The following is a 24,820-nucleotide window of genomic DNA, read 5'->3' as shown; positions in this document are numbered from 1 at the left end:
CTGGTTCGGGATGCGGGGGCGACGGCTCAGCTGCGCGGGCGGGGCGCTGCGAGCCGGTGGACGGTGGCGAGCACGTCGTCGAGCCAGGCGATCGTCATCCGTTCGTACGCGATGCCGCCGCGGAGCACGACGTGCTGCAGTTCCTGGCCGGCGTCGGGCGATGCGGGCGCCTCGGGCCCGGTGAAGTCGCGCAGTTCCCCGGCGAGGTAGTGGGCGAGCCGGTCGCGGTGCACCTGGCGGTGCCGCTCGACCTCGCGGACGAGGGCGGCCGGGTCGTCGAAGGCCGCGCCGCGGATCTTCACGGCGAGGTCGTGCCGGAGGCTCTCGGGTTCGATCGGCTCGTGCAGCCACCGGGAGAGGGCGGTGCGGCCGGGGCCGGCGACGGAGTACTCCTTCTTGTCCGGCCGGCCCTGCTGCGCCACCTCGCGGACGGCGAGCATGCCGTCGGTCTCCATGCGCTTGAGGACGCGGTAGATCTGCTGATGGGTGGCGGTCCAGAAATAGCCTATGGACCGGTCGAAGCGGCGGGCCAGCTCGTAGCCTGAACCCGGCTTCTCCAGCAGCGAGACGAGGATCGCGTGTTCGAGCGCCATACCCCCGATCTTTCTATGCAACTCGTTGCATAGACAAGCCGCAGCACCCGGGTGAGACGCGGCTCACCCACGGGCGGCGGGTCGGCCGCCGCGAAAGCGGGACCGACTTGTCACGCGATTTCGGCTGGAACCGCCGCGCGCCGCTGATCACCGACCAGCTCGACCCGTGCGTACCCGCGACCGGCCGCTCGCCCCGGCCCGGGAGGGCGCCGACTTCACCGTCCGGAGGCCTCTGACGCGAACGAACACTTTACCCGCCCCTCATGGCATGCCCCGGTCAAATCTGCCAGGCTCTTCCGGCAGTCGTCGCCCTGAACCCCAGGGGGACACCGCAGCAGATCTCACTCAGCGCTCGTGCAGACGATGCGCACAGCCCGCGGCCGCCCTCCGGCGCACCCGAGCCGACCGGGCGGCCACCGAGCAGGCCGGAATCCCGGCCGCCTCAAAGGAGTTCCGTGTGAGACCGACCCCCCACAAGGCTCTCGCCGCGAGCGCATTCGCCCTCGCCGCGCTGGCCGCCGCCGCACTCTCCGTCACCCCCGCGGCCGCCGCGCCGCCCAAGGCGCCTCTCGCAGCCGCCTGCACCCCGGCCCAGGTGGTCGCCAACGGCGACTTCGAAAGCGGCACTTCGCCCTGGAACCAGTCCCAGACCGGCATCGTCACCAACCGCGCCGGCCAGGCCGCCCACGGCGGCACCACCTTCGCCTGGCTGAACGGTGTCGGCCGGACGCACACCGACACGCTCTCCCAGAGCGTCACGATCCCCTCCGGATGCAGCACGGCCACCCTCACCTTCTGGCTGCACATCGACACCGCCGAGACGACCACATCGACCAAGTACGACAAGCTGACGGCGAAGATCGGCGCCACGACGCTGGCGACGTACTCGAACCTCGACAAGAACACCGGATACGTGCAGAAGTCGTTCGACGTGTCGGCCTTCGCGGGCCAGACCGTGAGCGTCGCCTTCACCGGAACCGAAGACTCCAGCCTCCAGACGAGCTTCGTCGTCGACGACGTCGTCCTCGCCACCTCCGGTGGCACGGTCCCGCCCGCCGACTCCACCCGTACGCCGGCCGCACCCTCGTACACCGTCAGTCTCAGCAGCAACACAAGCGGCACCGTCTGGACCGGCCACGAGAGCGCGACCTTCACCAACGCCTCCGCCACCCCGCTCAGCGAGGTGTACCTGAGGCTGTGGGACAACTACCACGGCACCTGCTCCGCCATGCCGATCACCGTCGGCAACGTCACCGGTGGCACCGCAGGCGCCCTCTCGGTCGGCTGCACGGCCCTGAAGATCGACCTGCCGGCGCCGCTGACGCAGGGGCAGACCGCCACGATCGGCTTCGACCTGGGCATCACCGTGCCCAGCGGCGCCGACCGCTTCGGCTACGACGGAGCCTTCAGCTTCATCGGCAACGCCCTGCCCGTACTCGCGGTCAGGGACGCGGCGGGCTGGCACCTGGACCCCTACACCAACAACGGCGAATCGTTCTACTCGCTGGCCGCCGACTTCCGCGTGGCCCTCGACCACCCGAACACCCTCCTGGTGCCCGCGACCGGCGGCTCGGTCGACACCCCGGGATCGAGCGGACGTACGGTCACCACGGCAACCGCCTCCAAAGTCCGCGACTTCGCCTGGGCGGCCGGCCCGTTCAGCAAAATCTCCGGCAGCTCGGCCGCCGGTACCCCGGTCAACGTCTACTCCGTCTCGGGCATCAGCTCGGCCGACGCGCAGTCGATGCTCACCACCGCCAAGTCCGCCGTGGACGCTCACGCGGCCCGGTTCGGCGCCTACCCGTACGGCGAGCTGGACGCCGTGATCGACAACAACTTCTGGTTCGGCGGCATGGAGTACCCCGGGTTCGTCCTCGACCTGGTCAGCAACACCGCACTCACCCACGAGATCGGCCACCAGTGGTGGTACGGCATCGTCGGCGACGACCAGTACACCAGCCCCTGGCTCGACGAGGCGTTCACCGACTACTCCACCGACCTGGCGCTGAACAAGACCGGCGCCAACTGCTGGAACAGCGTCTCCTGGGCCGGATCGGCGGAGAAGATCACCAACTCGATGGCCTACTGGGACGCCCACTCGTCCCGGTACTCCACCGTCATCTACGGCTACGGCAAGTGCGCCCTGCACGACCTGCGGCGCGTCCTCGGCGACAGCGTGATGGCCAAACTGCTGAAGGACTACGCCACTTCGCACTGGTACGGCGTCTCGACCACCGCCGAGTTCAAGGCGGCCGCCCAGGCCGCCACGACCACGGACCTGACCTCCTTCTGGACGCAGCACCGCATCGACGGCTGACCTGGCGTCGACCCCCTGGCACGGTCCGCCGCGGGCGGGCGCCTCCTGGCGTCCCACCCGCGGCGAACTTGTGACGTCTCCGGCACCCTAGCCGTCACCTGTGACATGTGAAATATTACCTGCGCTTCGACCGAACTCACCGAAAGGTCAGCCACGTTGCGCAGACTCCCCGCGGTGGTAGCGGCGATATCCCTCGCCCTCCTCGCCACCCCCGCGCTCGCCGCACCCGCCCCGCCGCCCTCCGCGGCGCGGCCGGCCCCCGAACTCTCCCCGGCCCCACCGCCCGCACCGCTGGAGATCCAGCGCCAGAGCCTGCGCCGCCAGGCGCTCGAGGGCGTCGCCTCCGGCGCCACCGCGGCCGAGGCGGACGGCACACTCCCCCGCCGCGCCGCGGTCGGCAAGCGGTACGTCGAACTCGCCCAGGAGCGCAAGGACAAGGTCTTCGTGATCCTCGCCGAGTTCGGCGACCAGGTGGACACGACCACCGAGTTCGAGGGCAAGCCGCGCTTCGGCGGCACGCCCGGACCCCGCCACAACACCATCGGCAAGCCCGCGAAGAGCGACAACCACACCCTGTGGCGCAAGGACTTCAGCCAGGCGTACTACCAGCAGCAGTTCTTCGGCACCGACCCCGGCGCCGTCACGCTCCGCAACTACTACCGCTTGCAGTCCTCCGGCCGTTACGACATGGACGGCCAGGTCAGCGACTGGGTACGGCTGCCGTGGAACGAAGCCCGGTACGGGACCGACAACTGCTCCGAGCCCGGCCAGTGCCGCACCAACTGGGACCTCGTACGCGATGCCACCAACGCCTGGTACCACACCGAGCGCGCCAAGGGCCGTACCCCGGAGCAGATCAAGGCCCAGCTGGCCGAGTACGACGTGTGGGACCGCTACGACGCCGACCACGACGGCAACTTCGACGAGCCGGACGGCTATCTCGACCACCTCGTCGTCGTCCACGGAGGCAAGGACCAGACCTGGGGCGGCGGCGACCAGGGCAAGGAGGCCGTGTGGGCGCACCGCTGGTTCGCGTACTGGGACCAGGCAGGCAGCGCGGGGCCCGCGGACAACAAGGCGGGCGGCGCCCCGGTCGGCGACTCCGGCATCTGGGCCGGCGACTACCTGACCGGCGGCGAGAACAGCGGAGTCGGCCTGTTCGCCCACGAGTTCGGGCACGACCTCGGGCTGCCCGACCTGTACAGCTCCGACGGGGACAACAGCGTCAACTTCTGGTCGCTGATGTCCTCGGCCTCCTACCTCGGCAAGGGCCGCAACACCACCGGCGACTACCCCGGTGACCTCGACCCCTGGAGCAAGCTGCAACTGGGCTGGCTGGAGTACACCGAGGCGGACGCGGGCCGCAAGACGCGCGCCGTGCTCGGGCTCTCCGGCTACAACACGGAGGATCCACAGGCGTTGTTGGTGCATCTGCCCCCATCGGTGACCCGCACCGAGCTGACCGACCCGTACGAGGGCGGCAGCCAGTGGTGGAGCGGCACCGGCGACTTCATGGACAACACCCTGACCCGGACGGTCGACCTCTCCGGCACAGGGCAGGCGGCCCGGCTCGACGCCCGCGTCTGGTACGACATCGAGCAGGACTTCGACTTCCTGACCGTGGAGGCCTCGACCGACGGCGGCACCACCTGGACCGCCCTGCCGGGCACGGTGGGCGGCGCGGCGATCCCTGCGAAGGGGGTCTCCGGTACGTCGGTCGGCTGGGCCGAACTTGCCGTACCACTGGACGGGTTGGCCGGTCGCAGCATCCAGCTGCGATTGCGGGTGACCTCGGACGGCAACACGCACGGCAAGGGAGTCACCTTCGACGACATCCGGATCACGGCGGGTGGGCGGGAGCTGCTGCGCGACGGCGCCGAGCAGGGCGCGAACGGCTGGAACGCGCTGAAGTGGTCGCGTACGCAGGGCCGTACGGGCACCGCGGAGCACCCGCGCGCGTACCTGGTCGAGAACCGCCGCTACACCGGCTACGGGGCCTACCTCAAGAGCGGCCCGTACAACTTCGGCGCCGGGAACGACACGGTGGAGTTCTACCCGTACCAGCAGGGCGTACTCATCTGGCTCTGGGACACGGCGTACAGCGACAACACCACGAAGGCGCACCCGGGTGCGGGGATGCTGCTGCCCGTCGACGCGCGGCCGGAGCCGCTGCGCAACGCCGACGGGACCCTGCTCAACGCACGGGCGCAGACCTTCGACGCGACGTTCTCCACGCGCCCGAGCGACGAGATCGTGCTGCACAAGGCGGGCGTACCGGTGCTGATCCCGGCGCGGCCGGGCGTCCCGGTCTTCGACGACCGGCGGGGCAGCTACTGGAACCCCGACCTGCCGCAGGTGGGCGTGAAGGTACCGGACACCGGGACCCGGATCGCCGTGGTGAAGGAGGCCTCCGGGGGCGCCCTGACCACCGTCCAGGTCAGCCCGTCCCCCTGACGCACGGCCGCCGGACCGGTCCTCTCGGCGTTGGGGCGCCGAGAGGACCTGGTGGGGGTGTGACCTCGTACGACTCAGGGCGTTCGGTCCAGCGATGCCTCCAGGTCGAGTTCGCCTTCACGGGTCTGGGCGCCGGCCGCAACGGCAGCACGCATGCGCTCGACCACGGAGTCCGGCGCCGGATACACCCCGCCCAATGCCTTGCTCTCCTCGTCGAGACCCTCGGGCAGGCTCCCGCTGCTCGCTGCGGCTTCGACCGCCGCCTTGGCCGCGGCGATCTGCTCCGGGCGCAGCGACGCGATGCGCCGGGCGAGGTCGTCGACGAAGCGGTCGAGTTCTCCGGCCGGGAGCGCACGATTGATCCAGCCGTAGCTCTCGGCCAGCTCCGGGTCGAACAGGTTCCCGCCGAGGATCACCTCGAGGGCCCTGGCCCGCCCCACCAGCGGGGGCAGCAGCTGCAGGTCGATCGTGGAACTGCTGCCGTGCGTCGTGACCGGCGAGGTGACGCCGGAGCTGCTCGAACGGCTGTCGGCGGAGCGGGATCGCATCGACTGCCAGATCAGCAACCTGGCCACCACCCGAGACCGGTTGGACACCATCATCGCCACGGCCACCACCACCTTCCGGACCGGCCGCCCCTGCCCCTGACCAGCGCGGTGGCCGCGGCTGATGCCGGCTCCGGCTCCCAGGTGCCGCTCAGTCGCTGCGGGCGGCGAAGGGACCGTCGGTACCGAAGGCCAGTTCCGCGAAGCTATCGGCCATGCGGCGGTGGGTGGCGGCGTCCGGGTGGAGTTGGTCGGGGAGCGGGAGGTCGGCGAAGTCCGACTCGCCGTAGAGCTCGCGGCCGTCGGCGTAGTGCAGGTGGGGGTCGTCGGCCGCCCGCTGTTTCACGATGCGCGCCAGCTCCTCGCGGATGACGTTGAGCGTCAGCTTCCCGGCTGCGCGCTCCGCGGGGTCGCCTTCGGCCCGGAACTGCAGCCTCCCGGCGCTGAGGGTGCTGAAGTCCGGGGCGGTGGGGCCGGGGGTGTCCTCGTGGATGGGGCACAGGATGGGCGAGACGACCAGCAGGGGCGTGGTGGGATGCCCCTCGCGGAGGGTGTCGAGGAAGCCGTGCACCGCCGGGGTGAAGGCGCGCAGACGCATCAGATCCATGTTGACCAGGTTGAGGCCGATCTTGACGCTGATCAGGTCCGCGGGGGTGTCCCGCATCGCACGGGCGGTGAACGGATCCAGCAGGGCGCTGCCGCCCAGACCCAGGTTGACCAGCTCCACATCGCCGAGGGAGGCGGCCAGTGCCGGCCAGGTCGTGGAGGGGCTCGCGGCGTCCGAGCCGTGGCTGACCGAACTGCCGTGGTGCAGCCACACCCTGCGGCTCCCCTGCGGTACGGGCTCGACGGGGGCGTCCGTGCGCAGGGCGACGAGCTCGGTGATCTCGTTGTACGGCAGCCAGATCTCGACGTCCTTCGGCCGGTCGGGCAGACCGGCGAACCGGACGGTGCCGACCGGGCCGGGGCGGGTCTCCGCGGACCCGGTGGTCATGTCCACCATGAGGACGTGGCCGCCGGTCACCCCGGACTGCCGGGCCGGGCGGCCGTCGACCAGGAGGTCGTACACGCCGTCGGGGCGGGGCGGTGCGCCCACGTAGGCCATCTTGGTGCGGAGCGTGTCCAGCTCGACGACGGTGGCCCGGGTGCGGAACACCAGCCGTACGCCGGAGGGCTGGGCCTCCGCCATCGCCAGCTGCCCGTCGGTGCACTGGGCGCGGGCCCCGGCCGGCAGCCGGTGCGGGAGCACACCGTGCTCGGTGCGCTCCAGGTCGAGGGCGCCGCGCAGGAGTTCCGCGGTCATGGGTGTGGTGGTCAGGTCGTTCATGATTTCAGCCTGTCAACCCGACGCCGGATCCGCACATCAGTTTGTGCCGGTTCAGCGGGCCGTCATGGAGCGGGCCGGGCTGTCGGCCGGGGTGCTACGGCGCTGGGGTGCCAGGAAGAAGACCATCGTCGGGACGAGGTAGAGGCCCCACACGACCACCTGGAGGACGGTCGGGTCGGGCTGGAAGTTGAACACGCCCTTGAGCAGGGTCCCGTACCAGCTGTCGGCCGCGACGGTGTCGCTGATGTCGAAGGCGAGGGTGTGCAGGCCGGGGAGGAAGCCGGCCTCCTGGAGGTCGTGGAACCCGTACGCGAGGACGCCCGCCGCGACGACGATCAGCATGGCTCCGGTCCAGGTGAAGAACCCGTTTACCGGGGCGCCTGCGGCGGCGACAACACCCTGATGTCACACACGCTTCGCCGCGGCCACGGCACCTGCGGCGGTCAGCCAGGTCAGGGCGTAGAGCCAGCCGCCGAGGACATCCGTGGGCCAGTGCACGCCGAGGTAGATCCGGCTCAGGCCGACGGCGATCGCCCAGCAGGCCGCCAGAGCCCAGCAGAACCGGGCGGTGGCCGGAGTCGCCGTACGCCATGCGGCCCAGGCCAGCAGCCCGGCCACGATCGCCGAGGTCGTGGCGTGACCGGAGGGGAAGGCGAACCCCGTGGCGAGCGCGGCCCAGTCGGCAACGGGCGGACGCGGCCGCGCCACGCCGTACAGGACGGCGTGGCGTACGGCCTGGACGAGCACCAGGAAGCCGAGCGCGCCCGCGGCGGTCAGCACCCGGCCGCGGGTACCCCGGCCCGCGATGAGCCCGGCGGCGACGGCGCACACGTACGGGACGGGGCCGCTGCCGGTCGCCGTGATACCGCGCGCGAAGGCCACCCCGACCGCAGGGCGGTGCTCCACCGACCACTGGTGCCAGCTCTCGTCGAGGGCGTACGGGGTGCCGTGGCGGGCCACGACCAGGGCGGTCAGCAGTGCGAACAGCGCGGCGCACAGCACTGCGGCCAAGGCCCAGCGGGTGGGTGATTGTGCCTGGCCGGTCCTCATCAGGGGGCGACCCGAGGCCGCCGCGGCGGCGTGTCGCCCGGTCGTCGTACGAGGGAGGCTGCCATGGGGAACAACTCCCGTGCGGTGAAGGGGTAAGAGCCCAGGACGGTTCCCGGCCGGCCGGCGACTGCAGCCCCGGAAACGTCCACGGAAAGGTAGACGATCGAGGTGCGCAGCACGTTCCCTCGGCCGACACGAACCCGGACCGGCCCCGGGCGGGGGCGGCCCCCGACCGTACGCGAGGTCAGGGCTCCAGCGCCGGAAGAGCACCGAGCCCCGTGTCGCGCATGATGCGGTCGACGGTGTCCGCCAGGGAGCTCTCGGCGTCGATGAGGCCGATGTTCGCGGCCCCGGGCCGATCGCGTTCACGCAGCGCGGCCCGGCGCAGATTGTCCTGCCCGACCCACGCCACGCCGCGGCCGAACCGCTCCCGGATCCCGGCGGCGACGGTCGACTTCCCCGACGCCGAGTTGCCTCGCAGCACGATCAATCGGGTCTGTGCAGCGCCCACCATCACCCGGGGGACGCTACCGAAATCATGACCAGGGGTGCCTATCCGATGGCGACCACGCGGGCCCATGCGGGCGGCGAGTCCGGGACGTAATCCGGGTCGTCCTCGTCCCACGCCTGCTGTCGGGGAAAGAGGCCGACCACCGTCCGGCACGGCGGTCGTGTGCTCGGCCAGGGGGTCTGCCCGTCGGTCAGGACCACGATGACGTCCGGCCGGGCCCCCGCTCGGAGCGCCTTCGCGAAGCCCGAGCGCAGATCCGTACCCCCACCCCCGAGCAGTGCGATTCCCTCGCCACGGCACAGGGGGTGGGCGATCCGTGCCGCCGCGTCGCACGCCACCACGGTGACCAGGTCCCGGCGGCCGCCCACGGCACGGGTGATCGCGGCGACCTCCAGGAGCGCGCTGCCCAGCTCGGCGTCGCTGACCGAAGCGGAGGTGTCGATGACCACGGAGACGCGGGGCGGCCTGCGCCGCAGGCTCGGCAGAACAGCGCCGGGCAGCCCGGCCGAGCGCCGCGACGGGCGGCCGTACGAATAGTCCTCGCCCGCGCCGGAACCGGAGGCCGCCGAACGGACCGCCGCTCCCAGCAGCTCCCGCCACGGCTGCGGCGGGTGGAAGGCCTCCTCCGCCCAACGCTTCCACCCCTTCGAGGCGTTCCCCGGACGGCCCCTGATGCCCTGCGCCACCCGGAACCTCACCGCATCCCGTTCCTGTTCGCTGAGTCCGTGCGCGCCGTCCTCCCCGAGGTCCCATTCCCGTTCCAGCCCGTCGGCGCCGCTGCCGCAGTCCAGCCAGGCCATGTGCTGGGTACGGGGCCCGAGCGTGAACTGGCGCAGGTAGTCCTCCATGAGCTGCCCCTCGGACAGTCCCAAGGACACCGGATCGACCACGTCTTCGGGCCGGACCAGCCCGTCGCCGAAGACGTCGTCGTTGATCTCGCAGTCCGCGGCGATGTTCATCCGCAGCCGCTCCGCCGGGCCGTGCAGCCCGCGCTCCCGCGCGACCCGGTCACCTCGCCCGTGGTGGTCGCGCAGCAGGTGGGACACCTCGTGCACCCATACCCCGGCGAGTTCCTCCACGGGCATGCGGTCCACGAAGGCCGGTGAGACGTAGCACCGCCAGTGCCGGTCGACGGCCATCGTCGGTACCCGCCGCGACTCCACGGTGTGCAGGGCGAACAGCGCGGTCGCCAAGTAGGGCCGGGCCCGGGCGGCGTGCAGTCGGGCGGCGAACAGCTTGTCGCGGTCGAGTGCCCGCGGTGTCTCCCCGGTCATCGCCGGCCCTTCGTGGCGGCTGCGGCCCGGGCCGCCGCCTGGTCCGCCCGCCGGGAGAGCGACACCGCTCCGGCGAGCCGCTCGATGGCGGCCGGCACGTCCCACTCCTCGCGGCGCAGCGAGGCGAGCGTGGACGCGGGGACGACCACCAGGTCCGGGGCTCCCGTCTCCAGCGCCCGGACCAGGAGCGCCCATGCCGCGTCCCAGCGCGTCTTGTCGGGGCGCTTGCGGACCGCTTCCACCACGCCGTCGAGCACCGCTTGGCGCAGATCGCCCCGCTCGGGCAGGACCGCGCCCGCCGGATCGGCGAGCAGCACCTCGGGGTCCGGGAGGTCCATCCGGTCCAGGCTCGCCAGCAGTTCAAGTCCGGGGCCGTCCCCCACCGCGCCCCTGACGAGCAGGGACAGCACGTCCCGGGAGGAACCGGCGGCGGTCGCGAAGGCGATCAGACTCAGGGTCATCTCCCAGCTCCGAGGTGACGGCCAGGGGCCGCCCCGGCGGGTTTCACCGCTGGGCAGCCGGTGTACGAGCGTGGGGCGGGCGGCGAGGAGCCCGCACACCGCGCGGCGGGCGAAGTCCACGGCCTGCGGCAGCATCGAAGGGTCGAGCCGCGGCAGCGTGGCCCGGGGCCACGTCCCGCCGAGGCCGCGTACGACGACGTCGTGGTCGTGGGTCCACTGGAGATGGACGAAACGGTTGGCGAGCGGCGGGCTCAGCTCCCAGCCGTCGGCCGCCGAGGACCGCGGATTGGCAGCGGCCACGATCCGGACCCCGGGCGGCAGTTGGAGGGCGCCGATGCGTCGCTCGAGTACGAGGCGGAGCAGGGCGGCTTGTACGGCCGGCGGCGCGGTGGACAGCTCGTCCAGGAACAGCAGCCCCCGGCCGGCTCGTACGAGGCGCACGGCCCAGTCCGGCGGGGCCATCGGAACGCCCTGTTCCGCGGGGTCGTCCCCGATGACGGGCAGGCCGGAGAAGTCGGACGGCTCGTGGACGCTGGCGATCACGGTGGTCAGGGGAAGGTCCAGTGACGCGGCGAGCTGGGTCAGGGCGGCGGTCTTGCCGATCCCCGGCTCGCCCCACAGCAGGACGGGCAGGTCGGCGGCCACGGCGAGGGTCAGGGCCTCGAGTTGTGTGTCGGGGCGCGGTTCGGTGGTCGTGTCGCGGAGCAGGGCCAGCAACTCGCCGGCGACATCCAGCTGGGTGGCGTCGGCGGCCGGGTCGGCGGGGGTACTGCGTACGGCGAATGGGGCGTATGCGGGCATGTTTGATCACCTTTTGCGGGTTCGTTGTGCGTGGAGGGAAGGGCGGGTGCAGGGTGCGGTCCCCGGCCCCCGGCCCCCGGGTCAGCGACCTGCCGTATGGCGTGGATGCGAGCGGTGCCCGCGGGGGCGGCTGGGGCCCGGACGGATGCGGCCGGGCGCGGGTCCGGTCAGGCCCGCTCTGAACAGCCTGTACGTGATCCGCTGCCGCGCGGCCGCCTCCAGTTCGTCCCGGAGGGCGCCGTCGCGCAGCAGTGCGTCGGGGCCCAGCAGGCTCTCGACGACGGCCAGTGCACCGGCGGTGTCGCCGTGGTCCAGGCGTTCGCGTACGCCGGTGAGGCAGTCCGGGCGACGGTGCGCCTCGTCGATCGCCTGCAGGCAGGGCAGCGGGGTTCCTGTCAGGGCAACCAGCAGTTCCTCCCGGCGGATCTCGGCCGGATCGTGGTCGAGCGGGGCCAGTACCTCGCCGACGAGGCCGATCCGGTGCTGGGCGCCCCGGCACTCGACGAGGTGCGGTTGGCCGGCCCGGTCCGGAATCCGGGACGGGGCGGTCGGCGCGTGATCCGGTACGAGTGCCGACGCGACCAGCGGGTGCAGCCGATCGGCGTCGATGGAACCGGTGCGGAGCAGTTCCAGGTCGGGCAGCAGCCAGGTCGCCGCGTCGGGCAGGATCGGGGGCGGGCAGGCGCCGGGATGCGTGGGCGCCGCCGAGATCCGTAGTACGGGCTGCACGTTGCCGTCCCTGCTGCCCCCTCTGTCCGTGCCGCCGCTGCCGTCCCTGTCCGCGGCGAGGTCAAGGTCCAGGTCCAGGTCCAGGTCCAGTCGCTGCCGGGACCCGAGCCGTACGGTGAAGGTACGGGTGGAACACCCGTCGGTCCGGAGCAGGATCCCCGCCTCGGCCGCCCACCGGTCGACGGCGCAGCGACGCCCCTGTGGCACGAGCCCGAGCACGTCCGGGTCCGTTGCGGGGGCCCCGGCGGCGGGTGGCGGCTCGGCCCCGGACCGGTTCCGGAGCTCATCGGTCCTGCGCGCGTCCCACAGGTGGCGGTGCAGGTCGAGGCGGAACCGGGGGCTGGGGTGGGGATGCGGATGTCGGCGGGCGCCGGCGTCGTCGGGGGATCCGTCCCAGAGCGCGAGGCTGATCCGCTGACCGGCATCCGCCCACGCCGGCGCGGTCCGGGCCACGAGGTGCACCGGGCGTTCGCCGACGGGCCCGGGGGCGGCGTACCGGGCCAGGGTGATGGTCAGGCCCGGGCGCAGCAGTCCGTCAGGCGCGATCCTGGGCATGTGCCAGCGCAGCAGGTCGGGAGCCAGGTGGCGGAGATCGGCCCGGAGCCGGGCCGCGAGTTCGCGCCCGTGGGTACGCGCCACGGAACGCAGATTGAGATCGACGTCGATGCCTGCGGCGGCGCACGCCCCACCCCAGTCCCCGGCAAGGCGGCGGGCGGTCGCAGTCTCGATCATGGACGGCGGCACGGCGAACTCGCGCACGCGCAGCCAGAGGGAAAGGCGGGAATCCCCATTCGCGGTGTGAGTGAGCATCAGCACTCACCTTGCGCGGACGGGACCCCCATTCTGTGAGCAGAGTGAGTCATCATCAAGGTGATCGTACCGACCCTCACCCCGAACTGCCAGGTAGTTTGTCGGGCCAGGGCACTGCTCACCGAGCCGGAAGCTCACCCGAGTAGCCAGGCAGGCACCTTCACTCCCAGCGCCGGTGCCATGCCCAAGCGCCCGGCCTCGGTCGTCGGCTTCTACCCCGGCACCGATGTCACCCGGATGTGGAACGACGATACAGCCGGCACCCGGAAGGCAGCCGGACTCCTCACCGGCGGCACGCCCCAGCAATACCCCGAGCGCTACCGCGAGGTGTCCCCCGCCACCGGCATACGCTCCGCCCTGCCACGCACCCTGCTGGTGGTCGGCGACCGCGACCGCAGCGCCCGCCCGGAGACCGTCACGTCAGGGCAGCTGGATCACCACGCAGGTGGGCCCGCGCTCCGCGAGCGTCTCGCAAACGTCAGACCCGTTGGCGGCCACGGCGTTGATGGCGATGCCCCACGCCCCGGCCGGAGTGGCGACCGGCGTGTCGACCCGGTGCTCGATCACGCCCCGGTCATTGGGCCGGAGATTGCTGCGGAAGAAGTCTGCCGGCTTCACGGCTTCCCCGTTCGCATCCACGGCGTACGCGTACACCGTGATGGTGGCCCATGTATCGACGCCGTCGGCGTGCACGCGGAACCTCAGCCTCGGATCGGACCGGGGCCCCGTGAGGCTGACATCGATGATGGACGGCCGCCCGTTCCCGCCCGCAGCCTTCGCGGCGCCGACCACCGCCACGCTCAGCGCGACCATGTAGAAGATCACCCCGAGGATGAGCACGGCGGTCTCCCACATGTTGCCCCGCCGTGTGGGACGAATCAGCATCGCCGCGATGCTGCAGACGATCGCCAGGATGGCGCAGAGCGACGCCACGTAGATGGGCCACGACTCGTTGTTGAGCGCGACGAAGACGACGTCGCTGCTGAGCCCGAGAGCGGTCATGACGCCTGCAACGGTGACCAGGGCCCCGGCGAGGATCTTGGCGACATCGTCCAGGCGCTTCCCGAGTCTGGCCTGGATCTCGTCGGGCAGCGGGGCGTGTTCCCGCCCATCGCCCGGCCTTCTCAGCCCGCTCATGGAACAGACGCTAGTCGTGGACGCGATCTCAGGCGCCAGGGTGTGGGCCGAACGGAGCAACGGCGCCGCCAACTGTGGCCAGTTTCGCGCATGACCGGCCGGTCCCGCTGGCCCGGAGCGAAGGAACTCGCAGCATGATCGACGGCTGTCGCATCAAGGACGCCGCGGACACGACCGCCGCCCTCCGCGCCGCCGCCGTGCACTGACCCCTCGCCACACCGCAGGCGACACGCCGCGCGACGGCCCTCCCGTGGGGAGTGCGGGAGGGCCGTGTGCCCGGGATGGTCCGGAGCCACACCATATACACGGATACGCGCAATGCGACAGGCATATGACATGAGCAACTCCGGATGCGGCGTACCCGCGGTCGATGCGACTCAAGTCGCAGAGCCTGCACAACCCGAGGGTGACGCCACGCTGCGGGAACGCCTCGAACATGGCGACGTGAAGGCAATGAGCGCACACGTGCAGATGTCCCCCTGGGAAGTCCTTCTGGTGCTGGGAGCAGTCGCACTGGTGCTGGCGCGGTGGCTTCCGATCCGGCTGCGGGGGCCGGTCACCGTCACCGCGGCGGCGGTCGTCGTGGTGTCCGGGGCAGCACTCGGCGTGCTCGGGCTGCGCTGGCAGATGGTGCCGGTGCTGGTCGGCACGGCGGTCGCCCTCCCCTTCGCCATCTCACCGCTGCTGCGGCGAGGTACCGGTCGGAGGGCGCGCAGGGCCGCGTGGCGGCTCGCGCTGCCCGGGTCATTGGTGTGCCTCGGCCTGATCGCCGCGGGCCCGGCCGCGGCCTGGGCCCTGCCCACGCCGGTGTTCCCCCAGCCGTCCGGGCGGTTCGCGGTCGGCACCAGCGTGCTGGAGCTGACCGACCCCGAGCGCCCCGAGACCGCCACCGCCGCACCCGACGACCGGCGCACGGTCGTCGCCCAGTTCTGGTATCCCGCCCGGAAGGGGCCCGCGGGCACCGGCCACGCCCAGTACCTCGGACGCACCGAACACGAGGCCCGCGTGGTCTCCGACGCCCTCGCGGACTATGCCGGCCTTCCCGGGACCCTGCTGGACGGCCTCCCGCGCGCCCGCACCCAGTCGGCGTACGACGTCCCGGTGGCCGGCGACGGCGAACGGGTCCCCGTGCTGTTCTCCCCCGGGCTGGGAGGGGTGCGTACGCAGAACACGGCCTGGGCGGAGGAACTGGCCAGCCACGGCTACGTCGTCGTCGGCCTCGACCACCCCTACGACTCCGCCGCCGTCGTGCTCAACGACGGCCGCACGATCCGTACGAAGGTCTCGGCGACGGGCAACGCCGCCGAGGACGAGAGGCGGGCGGCCGACTGGACGGCGGTCCGCGCCGCGGATCTCGCCTTCGTACGCACCCAGTTGGACCACATCGACAGCGGCGAGATCGCCGGCCTTCTCACCGGGCACCTCGACACCGGCCGCGTCGTGGCAGCCGGCCACTCCCTCGGCGGCGGCGCGGCCTTGCAGGCAGCCCGCCAAGACCCCCGGTTCGCCGCCGTCATCGACCTGGACGGCTTCCCCCACGACCCGGCGCCGCAGCCCTTCCATCAGCCGGTGCTCGCGCTCACCCAGGCCATCGGCCCGGACACCGACCCGGATTACATCCCACGCCTCACCGGTGTCCTCGACCTCGGCACTGCGACGAGCTACCGCCTCACCGTCCCCGGAGCCGCACACCTCACCTTCACCGACGCCACCCTCTACCTGCCGCCCCTCCCCTCACTCATCGGCTCCCTGGACCGCACAGCGGGCCCGCGCATCACCGCCGCCGCGAGCATCACCTTCCTCGACAGCACACTGCGCGACGACCCGCGCGACCCGACCGCAGCCCTGTCGTCGTACGGCAGTCTCGTCGTCCACCACCCCAACGGCCACTGACGGCCGCCCGGAGTCGCGAGAACCACGCGTTCGTAAGATCTTTCGCTGTCCTATCATCGCCCGGTGATACTCGACGCGGCCTTGGCCGACCTCATCGGCCAGGGCAGTTCCGAGAGCGGCACGGAACGGGTCCTCGCCGCCCTGATCGACCACGGCGTGTTCGTACCGGTCCACGACGACGGCTCGCCGTACCTCCTCCGACACGGCGCGGACGGCGCTCCGGCACTGCCCGGCTGCGTCAGCGAGGCGTGTTGCACCGAGCACCTGCCGAATGCCGCGGGCACGGTCCGCTGCGACGTGATACGGCTGATGGACATCGCCCGGGAGACCGGCGCCGAGCAGCTGCTGCTGTTCGCCTCGGACGGGGCGTCGGTGGTCGTCCCGTTCCCGGCCCTGTTCGGTGCCATGGCCCGGCGAGGCCTGCGGGGCGACGGGCAGCGGCTCAGGCTGACCTGGTCCACCCACCCGCTCGCCGTGGCCCTGCGCGACGCGGCATTCCGCCGGCTGCGCGAGTTCCCGGACATCCACTGCGTCTGGGTCTCACACGCCCGTTGGCTCGACACCGGCAGCGAGAACCTCATGGTGCACATGGCCGTCGACGAGGAGCTCCCCTCTGCGGCCTCGCAGCGGTTCATGCAGACGCTGCTGAACGACGGGGTGACGGTCGGAGGGGACGACCCGATGGTCTCGGCGCTCGCGCTGCACCGGGTCACCCACGCGGCCCAGATCGCCGACCTCGACCGGATGCGGCTGGACACCATCCGGATCGATCACTCCACCGGACGGATCGAGCTGATCTCCCGGAAGTACGACGACCCGGAGGCCGCCGAGGCCGCTCGCCGGGCCCTCTCCGAGCAGCAGGTCGACGACCGGAACGGCGACCGGCAGGACGGGCAGGACCGGCAGTCCCCTCCACGCCGTTGGTGGCGCCGCCGCTCCTGACGCCGGGCTCCGGTACGGCCGGGCCGGGCCGCGGGGGCGCCAAGTCCACTGCGTGAACAGTCGGTTGATCTCCCGGGTGGGGCGGCCACGCGGCACATATGCTCCCCCCGTACGTCAGTGCGTCACCGCGTCGTTACGCCGTGCATCCGAACGCCTCGCGAGCCGTAAGGGGACCGCCCCGTGAGTATCCGAATTCAACCCTCCTCCCAGGTCGACGAAACGGCCGAACTCGGGGACGGGACCACGATCTGGGATCTGGCGCAGGTACGGGAGGACGCGCGGCTCGGGCGCGACTGCATCGTGGGGCGGGGGGCGTACGTCGGGCCCGGCGTACAAATCGGCGACAACGTGAAGCTGCAGAACTACGCACTCGTCTACGAGCCCGCCGAACTCGGCGACGGAGTTTTCATCGGCCCGGCAGCCGTGCTCACCAACGATTTCTATCCGCGGGCCGTCGACCCCGACGGCCGGCAGAAGCGCGGCGGCGACTGGGAGGCCGCCGGTGTCGTGGTCGCCGAGGGGGCCTCGCTGGGCGCCCGTTCGGTGTGCGTGGCCGGGGTGCGCATCGGGCGGTGGGCGCTGGTCGCGGCCGGCGCGGTCGTGTCCCGGGACGTACCGGACTTCGCACTGGTCGCAGGGGTACCGGCCCGCCGCATCGGCTGGGTGGGCCGGGCCGGGGTCCGCCTGGTGGAGCGCGAGGGCGAGCCGGGCGTGTGGGAGTGTCCGCGCACCGGTTCGCTGCACGAGGAGAAGGACGGAACTCTGCTCGAGCGGACCTGACGGTACGTCGGCAATTTGGGTCAGCGGCATTTCCTCAAAACCGCAATCAACGCACACCCTTGGGCATACCTTGTCCCTGTACACGGGATCTGAGCAGGCAACAGGCTTTGTTCAGTGGGGGGTTGTACACGACGAGGGCATCGCGGACCAAGTGACGACGGACGGCGCGCAACGCGCCCGCCCGACGCTGCCGTTCGCGTGTGCTCCGGTCCTGGGCATCGCTGGGGGGATCCAGTGGGCGGCCCCGGACGGTTCGTGCCATCGGGGGAATTCACACCGCCGGCACGTGCGCCGTCATGCGCATTCCCCTCCGCGGAACGACGACCGCCGGGTCTGTCCGAGGAGCGATCAGAGGGGGTAGGTGTGTTGGAGCCGTACAGCTCGGACATACGAGGTGGGCGCAGCACACAGGGAACCGGGGTGGGGACCCGGTGACCACAGCACGAGCAGCACGATTAGAAGCACTGGCCCACGAGGACCCCTCGCTGTACGCGCTGGCCGAGCGGCTGCTCGCGCTGGCCGAGGCGGGACTGCCCGAGATGTACCTGGCGGGCTCCGACACCTTCGTGTTCACCCGGGTGGGGACGGTCACCTCCGACGGCATCCGCCGGGTGGAGGGGCGCGGAACCAGCACCCGGTACGCGGCCATCACCGCGCTGGGGGCGCGGTTCCTGCCCGAGGAGCGGCAGCGCGCCCTGTTCGGCGGACACGGCGTCGAGGAGTACGCGGGGCTGCTGGTGGAGCGGTTGCCCGTGGTGACGAACCTCGGGGACGCGGCGCTCATCGCCTGGGCCGCCGCCGAGACCGGGCACCCGAAGCTTGCGGACGCCCTCGCGCGGGTGGCCGAGCTGGACGTCCCCGGACGGCCGCAGTACACCGTCGAGGCGGCCTGGGTGCTCTCCGCCCTGGCCGCGGCCCGTACCTCGGCGGACGTGGAGCACCGGCTGGCGGCCGCCCGCGACCGTCTGCTGGCGGCCAGGGCTGCCGGCAGTCCGCTGTTCCCGCACGCCACCGGGCCGGGGCTGGTCCCCGGGTACCGCTCCCACGTGGCCTGCTTCGCCGACCAGACCTATCCGCTCCAGGCACTGGCCCGGCTGCACGCGAGCGGCCCGGACCCGGAGGCCCTCGCGGCCGCCGATGCCTGCGCCGCCCGGATCTGCGAACTCCAGGGGGACGGCGGACAGTGGTGGTGGCACTACGACGCCCGCACGGGCGGCGTGGTGGAGGGCTACCCCGTCTACAGCGTGCACCAGCACGCCATGGCCCCGACCGCCCTCTTCGACCTGGCCGAAGCGGGCGGCACCGACTTCGGCGCCGCCATCCGCCGGGGGCTGCGCTGGATGACGGACGTGCCCGAGATCAGTGGGCCCGACGGCTGTCCGCGCGAGCCCATGATCCTCGAGAAGTACGGGGTCACCTGGCGCAAGGTCTACCGGGGCGACCCGGCCAAGGCCGTCCGCGCCGCCCGCGGAGTCACCACCAAGGTGGCCCCGCAGGCGCGGCTGGCTCCGCTCGACCTGATCTTCCGTCCGGTCGTGATCGACCGCGAGTGCAGGCCGTACGAGTTCGGCTGGCTGCTCCACGCCTGGCTCGGGGGTCCCGGGAGATGATCCACCGAAAGTCCCGACCATCCCGCCAGACCCTCTTCGGGGTCACGCTCGACGCGCTGACCATGGACGAGACCGTGCAGCGCTGCCTCGAGGCGGTACGGCGCCGTGAACAGATCGAGATCGGCATGGTCAACGCCGCCAAGCTGGTCAACATGCGGCGCGACCCCCGTCTCGCGGCGGCGGTCTCCGGCTGCGACCTCGTCCTGGCCGACGGCCAGGCCGTGGTGTGGGCCGGCCGTGTCCTCGGCGTCCGGCTGCCCGAACGGGTCGCGGGAATCGACCTGTTCATGCGGCTGCTGGCCGCCGCCGAGACCGCGGACGTCCCCGTCTACCTGCTCGGCGCCCGGCCGGACGTACTCGACCTGATGCTCGGCCGGATCGCCGAGCGCTTCCCGGCGCTGCGCGTGGCCGGCAGCCGCAACGGCTACTTCGAAGACTCCGACCAGGCGGCGGTCGCCGACGCCGTCGCGCAGAGCGGCGCCCAGCTGCTGTTCCTCGGCATGACCTCGCCCAAGAAGGAGATCTTCACCGCCGGCTACGGCAAGCGCACCGGCGCCCACGTGGTGCACGGCGTCGGCGGCTCCTTCGACATCCTGGCCGGCATCACCAAGCGGGCCCCCGTGGTCTGGCAGCGCATGGGCCTCGAATGGTTCTACCGCGCCCTGCAGGAGCCGCGCCGCCTCGGGAAGCGCTACCTCACCACCAACACCGCCTTCCTCGTCATGACGGTCCGGGAACTCATCCGCCGCACACCGTCTGCCGTACCGTCTGCCGGTTCCGCGAACAGGAGTCACTGATGCGCGTCGTCGTCGTGGGACAGGGATACGTAGGCCTCCCGCTGGCCATCAGGGCCGCCGAGGTCGGACACCAAGTGGTCGGGTACGACGTGGACGCCCGGCGGATCAAGAGCCTCGCCGCCGGCGAGTCGTACGTGGAGGACGTCTCCTCCGAACGCCTGACCCGGGCACTGGAGCGCGGCTCCTACCAGCCCAGTGAACTCGCGCGCGACTGCGGCGGCTTCGACATCGCGGTCGTCACGGTCCCGACCCCGTTACAGGACGGTGCCCCCGACCTGCGCTACATCGAGGAGTCGGCACACACACTGGCCCGCTTCCTGCGGCCCGGCGCGACCGTCGTCCTGGAGTCCACCACCTACCCGGGCACCACCGAGGAGCTGTTCGGCCCGATCCTGGAGGACGGCTCCGGCCTCACCGCCGGAGCCGACTTCCACCTCGGCTACAGCCCGGAGCGGATCGACCCCGGCAACACCGTCTGGGGCTTCCAGCAGACGCCCAAGGTCGTCTCCGGCGTGGACGCCGCCTCGCTCAAGGCCGTGGAGGCCTTCTACGGAGGCCTCGTCGACAAGACGGTACCGGTGCGCTCGCCCAAGGAGGCCGAGCTGGCGAAGCTGCTGGAGAACACCTTCCGGCACGTGAACATCGCCCTGGTCAACGAGATAGCCATGTTCGCCCGCCACCTCGACATCGACGTGTGGCAGGCCATCGAAGCCGCGTCCAGCAAGCCGTTCGGCTTCATGAAGTTCACCCCGGGCCCCGGGGTCGGCGGACACTGCCTGCCGATCGACCCGTCGTACCTGTCCTGGCGGGTGCAGCGGGAACTCGGCCAGAACTTCCGCTTCGTCGAGCTGGCCAACGACATCAACAGCCACATGCCCGAGTACGTCGCGCGCCGCGTGATCGACTCGCTCAACGCGAAGCGCCGCTCGGTCAACGGCTCCCGGATCCTGCTGCTGGGGCTGGCGTACAAGAAGAACACCGGTGACGCCCGGGAGTCGCCGGCGGTACGCATCTCGCAGCTGCTGCTCGACATGGGCGCCAAGGTGCGCGCGGCCGACCCCCACGTGGTGGAGGGCCTCAAGGTCGACGCCCGCCTCGTACGGGTCGAGCCGACCCGCAAGGAGCTGGCCGCCGCCGACGTGGTCGTCCTACTCACCGACCACGACTCCTTCGACTACGCGATGATCACCGAGCACGCCTCCTTCGTACTCGACTGCCGCAACCGGGTCTCCGGTCCCGCCGTGGAGGTGCTCTGACACCATGCCCAGGATCATCTGCGTGGCCGGAGCACGGCCCAACTACATGAAGATCAAACCGGTGATGGACGCGCTGGAGCGCCGCGGCGCCGAGGTGATCCTCGTCCACACCGGCCAGCACTACGACGAGTCCATGAACGACGTGTTCTTCCGCGACCTCGGCATCCGTCCCCCCGACCGGTACCTGGGCGCCGGGTCCGGTACCCACGCCCAGCAGACCGGCCGGGTGATGGCGGCCTTCGAGCCGCTGGTCGACGAACTGGCCCCGGACGTCGTGGTGGTGGTGGGTGACATCAACTCCACGCTGGCCTGCGCCCTGGTCACCGCGAAGGCCGGCCCGCTGCTGGCCCACGTGGAGGCCGGACTGCGCAGCCGGGACTGGGGCATGCCGGAGGAGGTCAACCGGGTCGCCACCGACCGCGTCAGCGACTACCTGCTGGCTCCTTCCCCCGATGCGGCCGCGAACCTGCGGTCGGAGGGGTACCGGGAGGACCAGATCCACGTCGTCGGCAACGTCATGATCGACACCCTGCTCGCCAACCTGGACCGGGCCCGGGCCTCGGACGTCCTGGACCGGTACGGGCTCACCCGGGGCGGATACGGCCTGGTCACCCTGCACCGGCCGGCCAACGTGGACGACCCCGGGGCGCTGCGCGGCCTGCTGAAGGCACTGGGCGAGATCGCCGACCGCTGCCCGCTGCTGCTGCCCGTGCACCCGCGGGCGGCGGAGCCGCTGGCCGAGATCGGAGTCCCCGGCGGGATCCGGATGGTCCCGGCCGCGGGATACCTCGACTTCATCGCCCTGCAGGACGCCGCCCGGGTGGTGCTCACGGACTCCGGGGGCGTCCAGGAGGAGACGACCGCCCTCGGGGTGCCCTGCGTGACGCTGCGGGAGAACACCGAGCGGCCGATCACCGTCGAGGAGGGCACCAACGTACTGGCGGGCACCGACCCGGGGCGCATCACGGCCACTGTGCACCGAGTGCTCGACGATCCCCCCGCGGCGCGCTGCCCCGAGCTCTGGGACGGCCGCGCGAGCGAGCGCATCGCGCAGGTCCTGCTGGGCGAGGGGCCGACGCACACGCGGCTCAGACCCACCGACCTCCAGGCGGGCACAACGCCCGTCGTCTGAGTGGTCTCGGGGAAGTGGGGTGCGTTTTCGCGTCGTCCGGTGCGGTGCATCGCAAGGCGGAGCGGCACGCTCGTACTGGACGTACTTCCGAGGCTCTCCGCGTACGCACCAAGATTGTCAACTCCCCACCGGGCAAAGTCGGTGGTTCCCTCGAAAGAAGGCTGATGGATCTCGCGGAGATCTGGCGGGTCATGTGCAGGCGCTGGTACGTGCTGCTGCCCGGACTGCTGCTCACGGCCGCGCTCATCGCAGGCGTGTACGTGCTGGTCCCGGTGGAGTACCGGTCACAGAGCACGGTGACGCTCCTGAACTCGAAGAAGGCCACGGTGGCCTTCGACGGCAACCCCTTCCTGAGCACGCAGGCCTCGCTGACCGGCATGGCCGACGGCCTGGCCCGCAATCTCAACTCCGACGACTCCCGGGCCGACCTCAAGGCCCAGGGCGTCACCGGGGAGTACGAGGCGAAGATCGCCGACAACGCGCAGGGGCCCTTCATGTGGCTGAGCGTCACCGGAACCGAACCGGCCGCCGTCCTGAAGTCGGACCAGGTCTTCACCGCCTACGCCGAGAAGCGGCTGCAGGAGTTCCAGGCCCAGCAGTCGGTGACGCCGGAGGCCATGATCCGCATGGCGACGATCGTTCCGCCCCAGAAGCCGGAGGCGCAGACCAAGACCCGGCTCCAGTACCTGATCATGGCGGGGGCACTGGGCTTCGTACTCAGCCTGGTGGCCACCTTCTTCGTGGAGGCCCGCCGCCGCAGGTCGGGCAAGCCGGGCCGGCACCGGCCCGCGCCGGCCGAGACCGCCGCACTCGGAGGCACCGAGTCCGAGGCGGTACCCGACACCGCGGACACGGCGGGCTCCGCGGGCTCCGGGGCCTCCCGTAGCGCCCGAGCCTCCGCCGGATCGTCGCCGTGACCGGGACCGACCCCGGTGTCCAGGCGCCGCCCGAAGCACCGTCGCTGGGGCGCAAGGTCGGCTCCGCCGCCCGGTGGAGCCTGGTCAACACCGTGGTCATGCGCCTCGGCAACTTCGTCACCGGCATCATCCTCGCCCGCTTCTTCCTCGGTCCCGAGGCCTGGGGCGTGTACGGGATCGCCCAGACGGTGCTGCTGGTCCTGCTCTCCGCGAACGAGCTCGGCGTCTCCCTCGCCATCGTGCGCTGGGAGGGCGACCCGCGCCGCTTCGCCCCGACCGTGCTCACCCTGAGCGCCTCCTCCAGCTGCCTGCTCTACGCCGTGCTGTTCACGGCCGCCCCCGCGGTGGCCCGGGTACTCGGCTCGCCCGAGGCGTCCGGGATCCTGCGGGTGATGTGCGTCTGCGTGGTCCTCGACGGGCTGTCGCAGGTGCCCGCCGGGTTCCTGACCCGGGAGTTCGCGCAGGGCAAGCGGATGGCCATCGACGCCGTCAACTTCGTCCTCAGCACCGGGGTGACCCTGCTGCTGGCCGTCGAGGGCTGGGGCGCGATGAGCTTCGCGTGGGGCTCCGTGGCCGGCAACGCGGCCGCCCTCGTCGGCTGCTGCCTCGCCGCGCCGGGCACCCTGAGGTTCGGCTGGGACCGGGAGCAGGCGCGGTCCCTGCTCCGCTTCGGGCTCCCGCTCGCCGGGGCCAGCATGCTCGCCCTCGGCGTCGTCAACGTGGACACCATGGTGGTGGGTTCCGCCCTGGACCAACTGGCCCTCGGGTTCTACGTGCTCGCGTTCAACATTTCCGGCTGGCCCGTGCGGATCATCTCCGAGGCGGCCCGCCGTGTCTCCTTCGCCGGGTTCTCCCGGCTGGCCGACTCGCCGGGGGCGCTGGCCGGCGGATTCGGCCGCGCCCTGGGGATCGTGATGACCGGCACCGTCCCGCTCTGCGTCCTGCTGGCCGCCCTGGCCGCCCCGATCGTCGGGCTCGTGTACGGCGACCGATGGCTGCCCGCGGCCGCCGCGCTGCCCTGGCTGATGGCGCTCGGCCTGGTCCGGATCGGCTGCGAACTGGCCTACGACTGCCTGGTCGCCATCGGCCGCCGCCGCTCGCTCATCGGCGTCCAGGGACTCTGGCTCGTCATCCTGATCCCGGTCCTGGTGGTCGGCGCCGGCGCCGGCGGGATCGTGGGTGTGGCCCAGGGGCACGTCCTGGTCGCGGGCGCGGTCGTGGTGCCGGTGTTCCTCTACGCGCTGCACCGCGGCGGCGTCGGCCTGGGAACCGTGGCCCGTGCCTGTGCCTGGCCCTTCCTCGGCGGCGCCGCGATGGCCGCCGTGGTCCTCGGCCTGGAGCGGCTCCTCGGCGACGGCGTCCTCGCGCTCCTCGCGACCGCGGCCGCAGGCTCTGTCTGCTACGCCCTGTGCATCCTGCCGAGCCTCGGCTTCCTGCGCGGCTCCCCGCCCGCCGGAGCGACCGCGGCGGCCGGGGGCTAGCCG

General features: G+C 71.9%; 19 protein-coding genes and 2 pseudogenes. 11 read left to right on the top strand and 10 right to left on the bottom strand.

Features of this window, described 5'->3' with window-relative positions; all coding sequences use genetic code 11:
* Positions 1 to 26: 26 nt before the first annotated feature.
* Positions 27 to 593, bottom strand: a complete 567-nt coding sequence (locus AB0M76_RS28260; RefSeq protein ID WP_365955540.1) for a PadR family transcriptional regulator — start codon at positions 591 to 593, stop codon at positions 27 to 29.
* 457 nt (positions 594 to 1,050) lie between these two features.
* Between AB0M76_RS28260 and AB0M76_RS28255 the strand changes: the two genes are divergently transcribed.
* Positions 1,051 to 2,910 (top strand): M1 family aminopeptidase, encoded by a 1,860-nt coding sequence (locus AB0M76_RS28255; RefSeq protein ID WP_365955539.1) that lies wholly within the window; start codon positions 1,051 to 1,053, stop codon positions 2,908 to 2,910.
* 156 nt (positions 2,911 to 3,066) lie between these two features.
* Complete coding sequence (locus AB0M76_RS28250) at positions 3,067 to 5,364, top strand: immune inhibitor A domain-containing protein (RefSeq protein WP_365955538.1); 2,298 nt, start codon at positions 3,067 to 3,069, stop codon at positions 5,362 to 5,364.
* A 74-nt stretch (positions 5,365 to 5,438) separates the two neighbouring features.
* Here the strand turns inward: AB0M76_RS28250 and AB0M76_RS28245 are convergent, their stop codons facing one another.
* The 9 genes and pseudogenes from AB0M76_RS28245 to AB0M76_RS28205 all read right to left on the bottom strand — a co-directional run bounded on the left by AB0M76_RS28245 (position 5,439) and on the right by AB0M76_RS28205 (position 14,009).
* The gene (locus AB0M76_RS28245; protein WP_365955624.1) at positions 5,439 to 5,966 is read right to left on the bottom strand and encodes an enoyl-CoA hydratase-related protein; all 528 of its coding nucleotides are present in this window, start codon (positions 5,964 to 5,966) and stop codon (positions 5,439 to 5,441) included.
* A gap of 94 nt (positions 5,967 to 6,060) precedes the next feature.
* Positions 6,061 to 7,236 carry a GDSL-type esterase/lipase family protein gene (locus AB0M76_RS28240; protein ID WP_365955537.1) on the bottom strand — a complete coding sequence of 392 codons (1,176 nt, stop codon included), beginning with the start codon at positions 7,234 to 7,236 and terminating at the stop codon, positions 6,061 to 6,063.
* A gap of 51 nt (positions 7,237 to 7,287) precedes the next feature.
* A pseudogene (locus tag AB0M76_RS28235) lies at positions 7,288 to 7,599 on the bottom strand (FTR1 family protein); the annotation flags it as partial.
* A gap of 42 nt (positions 7,600 to 7,641) precedes the next feature.
* Positions 7,642 to 8,238 (bottom strand): phosphatase PAP2 family protein, encoded by a 597-nt coding sequence (locus AB0M76_RS28230; protein WP_365955623.1) that lies wholly within the window; start codon positions 8,236 to 8,238, stop codon positions 7,642 to 7,644.
* Between the two features lie 373 nt (positions 8,239 to 8,611).
* Positions 8,612 to 8,800 (bottom strand): annotated as a pseudogene (locus AB0M76_RS28225) (kinase); the annotation flags it as partial.
* Between the two features lie 38 nt (positions 8,801 to 8,838).
* Positions 8,839 to 10,071 (bottom strand): VWA-like domain-containing protein, encoded by a 1,233-nt coding sequence (locus AB0M76_RS28220; RefSeq protein WP_365955536.1) that lies wholly within the window; start codon positions 10,069 to 10,071, stop codon positions 8,839 to 8,841.
* Entirely contained in the window at positions 10,068 to 11,333 is a 1,266-nt protein-coding gene (locus tag AB0M76_RS28215; RefSeq protein WP_365955535.1) for a MoxR family ATPase, read from the bottom strand. The genes AB0M76_RS28220 and AB0M76_RS28215 overlap by 4 nt, the downstream gene beginning before the upstream one ends.
* Positions 11,334 to 11,414: 81 nt before the next feature.
* Positions 11,415 to 12,872 (bottom strand): hypothetical protein, encoded by a 1,458-nt coding sequence (locus AB0M76_RS28210; RefSeq protein ID WP_365955534.1) that lies wholly within the window; start codon positions 12,870 to 12,872, stop codon positions 11,415 to 11,417.
* A 420-nt stretch (positions 12,873 to 13,292) separates the two neighbouring features.
* On the bottom strand, positions 13,293 to 14,009 hold the full coding sequence (locus AB0M76_RS28205; RefSeq protein WP_365955533.1) for a hypothetical protein: 717 nt from the start codon (positions 14,007 to 14,009) through the stop codon (positions 13,293 to 13,295).
* 453 nt (positions 14,010 to 14,462) lie between these two features.
* On the opposite strand from AB0M76_RS28205, the gene AB0M76_RS28200 reads away from it, so the two are divergent.
* From AB0M76_RS28200 to AB0M76_RS28160, 9 genes are all read left to right on the top strand, one after another.
* A complete protein-coding gene (locus tag AB0M76_RS28200; RefSeq protein ID WP_365955532.1) occupies positions 14,463 to 15,902 on the top strand; it encodes a hypothetical protein in 1,440 nt (479 codons plus the stop codon).
* A 63-nt stretch (positions 15,903 to 15,965) separates the two neighbouring features.
* Positions 15,966 to 16,844 (top strand): hypothetical protein, encoded by an 879-nt coding sequence (locus AB0M76_RS28195; RefSeq protein WP_365955531.1) that lies wholly within the window; start codon positions 15,966 to 15,968, stop codon positions 16,842 to 16,844.
* Between the two features lie 180 nt (positions 16,845 to 17,024).
* Positions 17,025 to 17,624, top strand: a complete 600-nt coding sequence (locus tag AB0M76_RS28190) for an acyltransferase (protein ID WP_365955530.1) — start codon at positions 17,025 to 17,027, stop codon at positions 17,622 to 17,624.
* A gap of 431 nt (positions 17,625 to 18,055) precedes the next feature.
* Complete coding sequence (locus tag AB0M76_RS28185; RefSeq protein ID WP_365955529.1) at positions 18,056 to 19,234, top strand: hypothetical protein; 1,179 nt, start codon at positions 18,056 to 18,058, stop codon at positions 19,232 to 19,234.
* A complete protein-coding gene (locus AB0M76_RS28180) occupies positions 19,231 to 20,031 on the top strand; it encodes a WecB/TagA/CpsF family glycosyltransferase (protein WP_365955528.1) in 801 nt (266 codons plus the stop codon). Before AB0M76_RS28185 ends, AB0M76_RS28180 begins: the two co-directional genes overlap by 4 nt.
* The gene (locus AB0M76_RS28175; protein ID WP_365955527.1) at positions 20,031 to 21,287 is read left to right on the top strand and encodes a nucleotide sugar dehydrogenase; all 1,257 of its coding nucleotides are present in this window, start codon (positions 20,031 to 20,033) and stop codon (positions 21,285 to 21,287) included. The genes AB0M76_RS28180 and AB0M76_RS28175 overlap by 1 nt, the downstream gene beginning before the upstream one ends.
* A 4-nt stretch (positions 21,288 to 21,291) precedes the next feature.
* Complete coding sequence (wecB, locus tag AB0M76_RS28170) at positions 21,292 to 22,419, top strand: UDP-N-acetylglucosamine 2-epimerase (non-hydrolyzing) (protein ID WP_365955526.1); 1,128 nt, start codon at positions 21,292 to 21,294, stop codon at positions 22,417 to 22,419.
* A 164-nt stretch (positions 22,420 to 22,583) separates the two neighbouring features.
* The gene (locus tag AB0M76_RS28165; RefSeq protein WP_365955525.1) at positions 22,584 to 23,336 is read left to right on the top strand and encodes a chain length determinant protein; all 753 of its coding nucleotides are present in this window, start codon (positions 22,584 to 22,586) and stop codon (positions 23,334 to 23,336) included.
* Positions 23,333 to 24,817 carry an oligosaccharide flippase family protein gene (locus AB0M76_RS28160; RefSeq protein WP_365955524.1) on the top strand — a complete coding sequence of 495 codons (1,485 nt, stop codon included), beginning with the start codon at positions 23,333 to 23,335 and terminating at the stop codon, positions 24,815 to 24,817. The genes AB0M76_RS28165 and AB0M76_RS28160 overlap by 4 nt, the downstream gene beginning before the upstream one ends.
* Positions 24,818 to 24,820: the final 3 nt, after the last annotated feature.

Origin of the sequence: Streptomyces sp. NPDC051364, assembly GCF_040682115.1 — a bacterium.
Lineage (GTDB): Bacteria > Actinomycetota > Actinomycetes > Streptomycetales > Streptomycetaceae > Streptomyces.
Note: the sequence above shows the minus strand (reverse complement) of the source record. Positions and strands in the feature narration are given on the sequence as shown.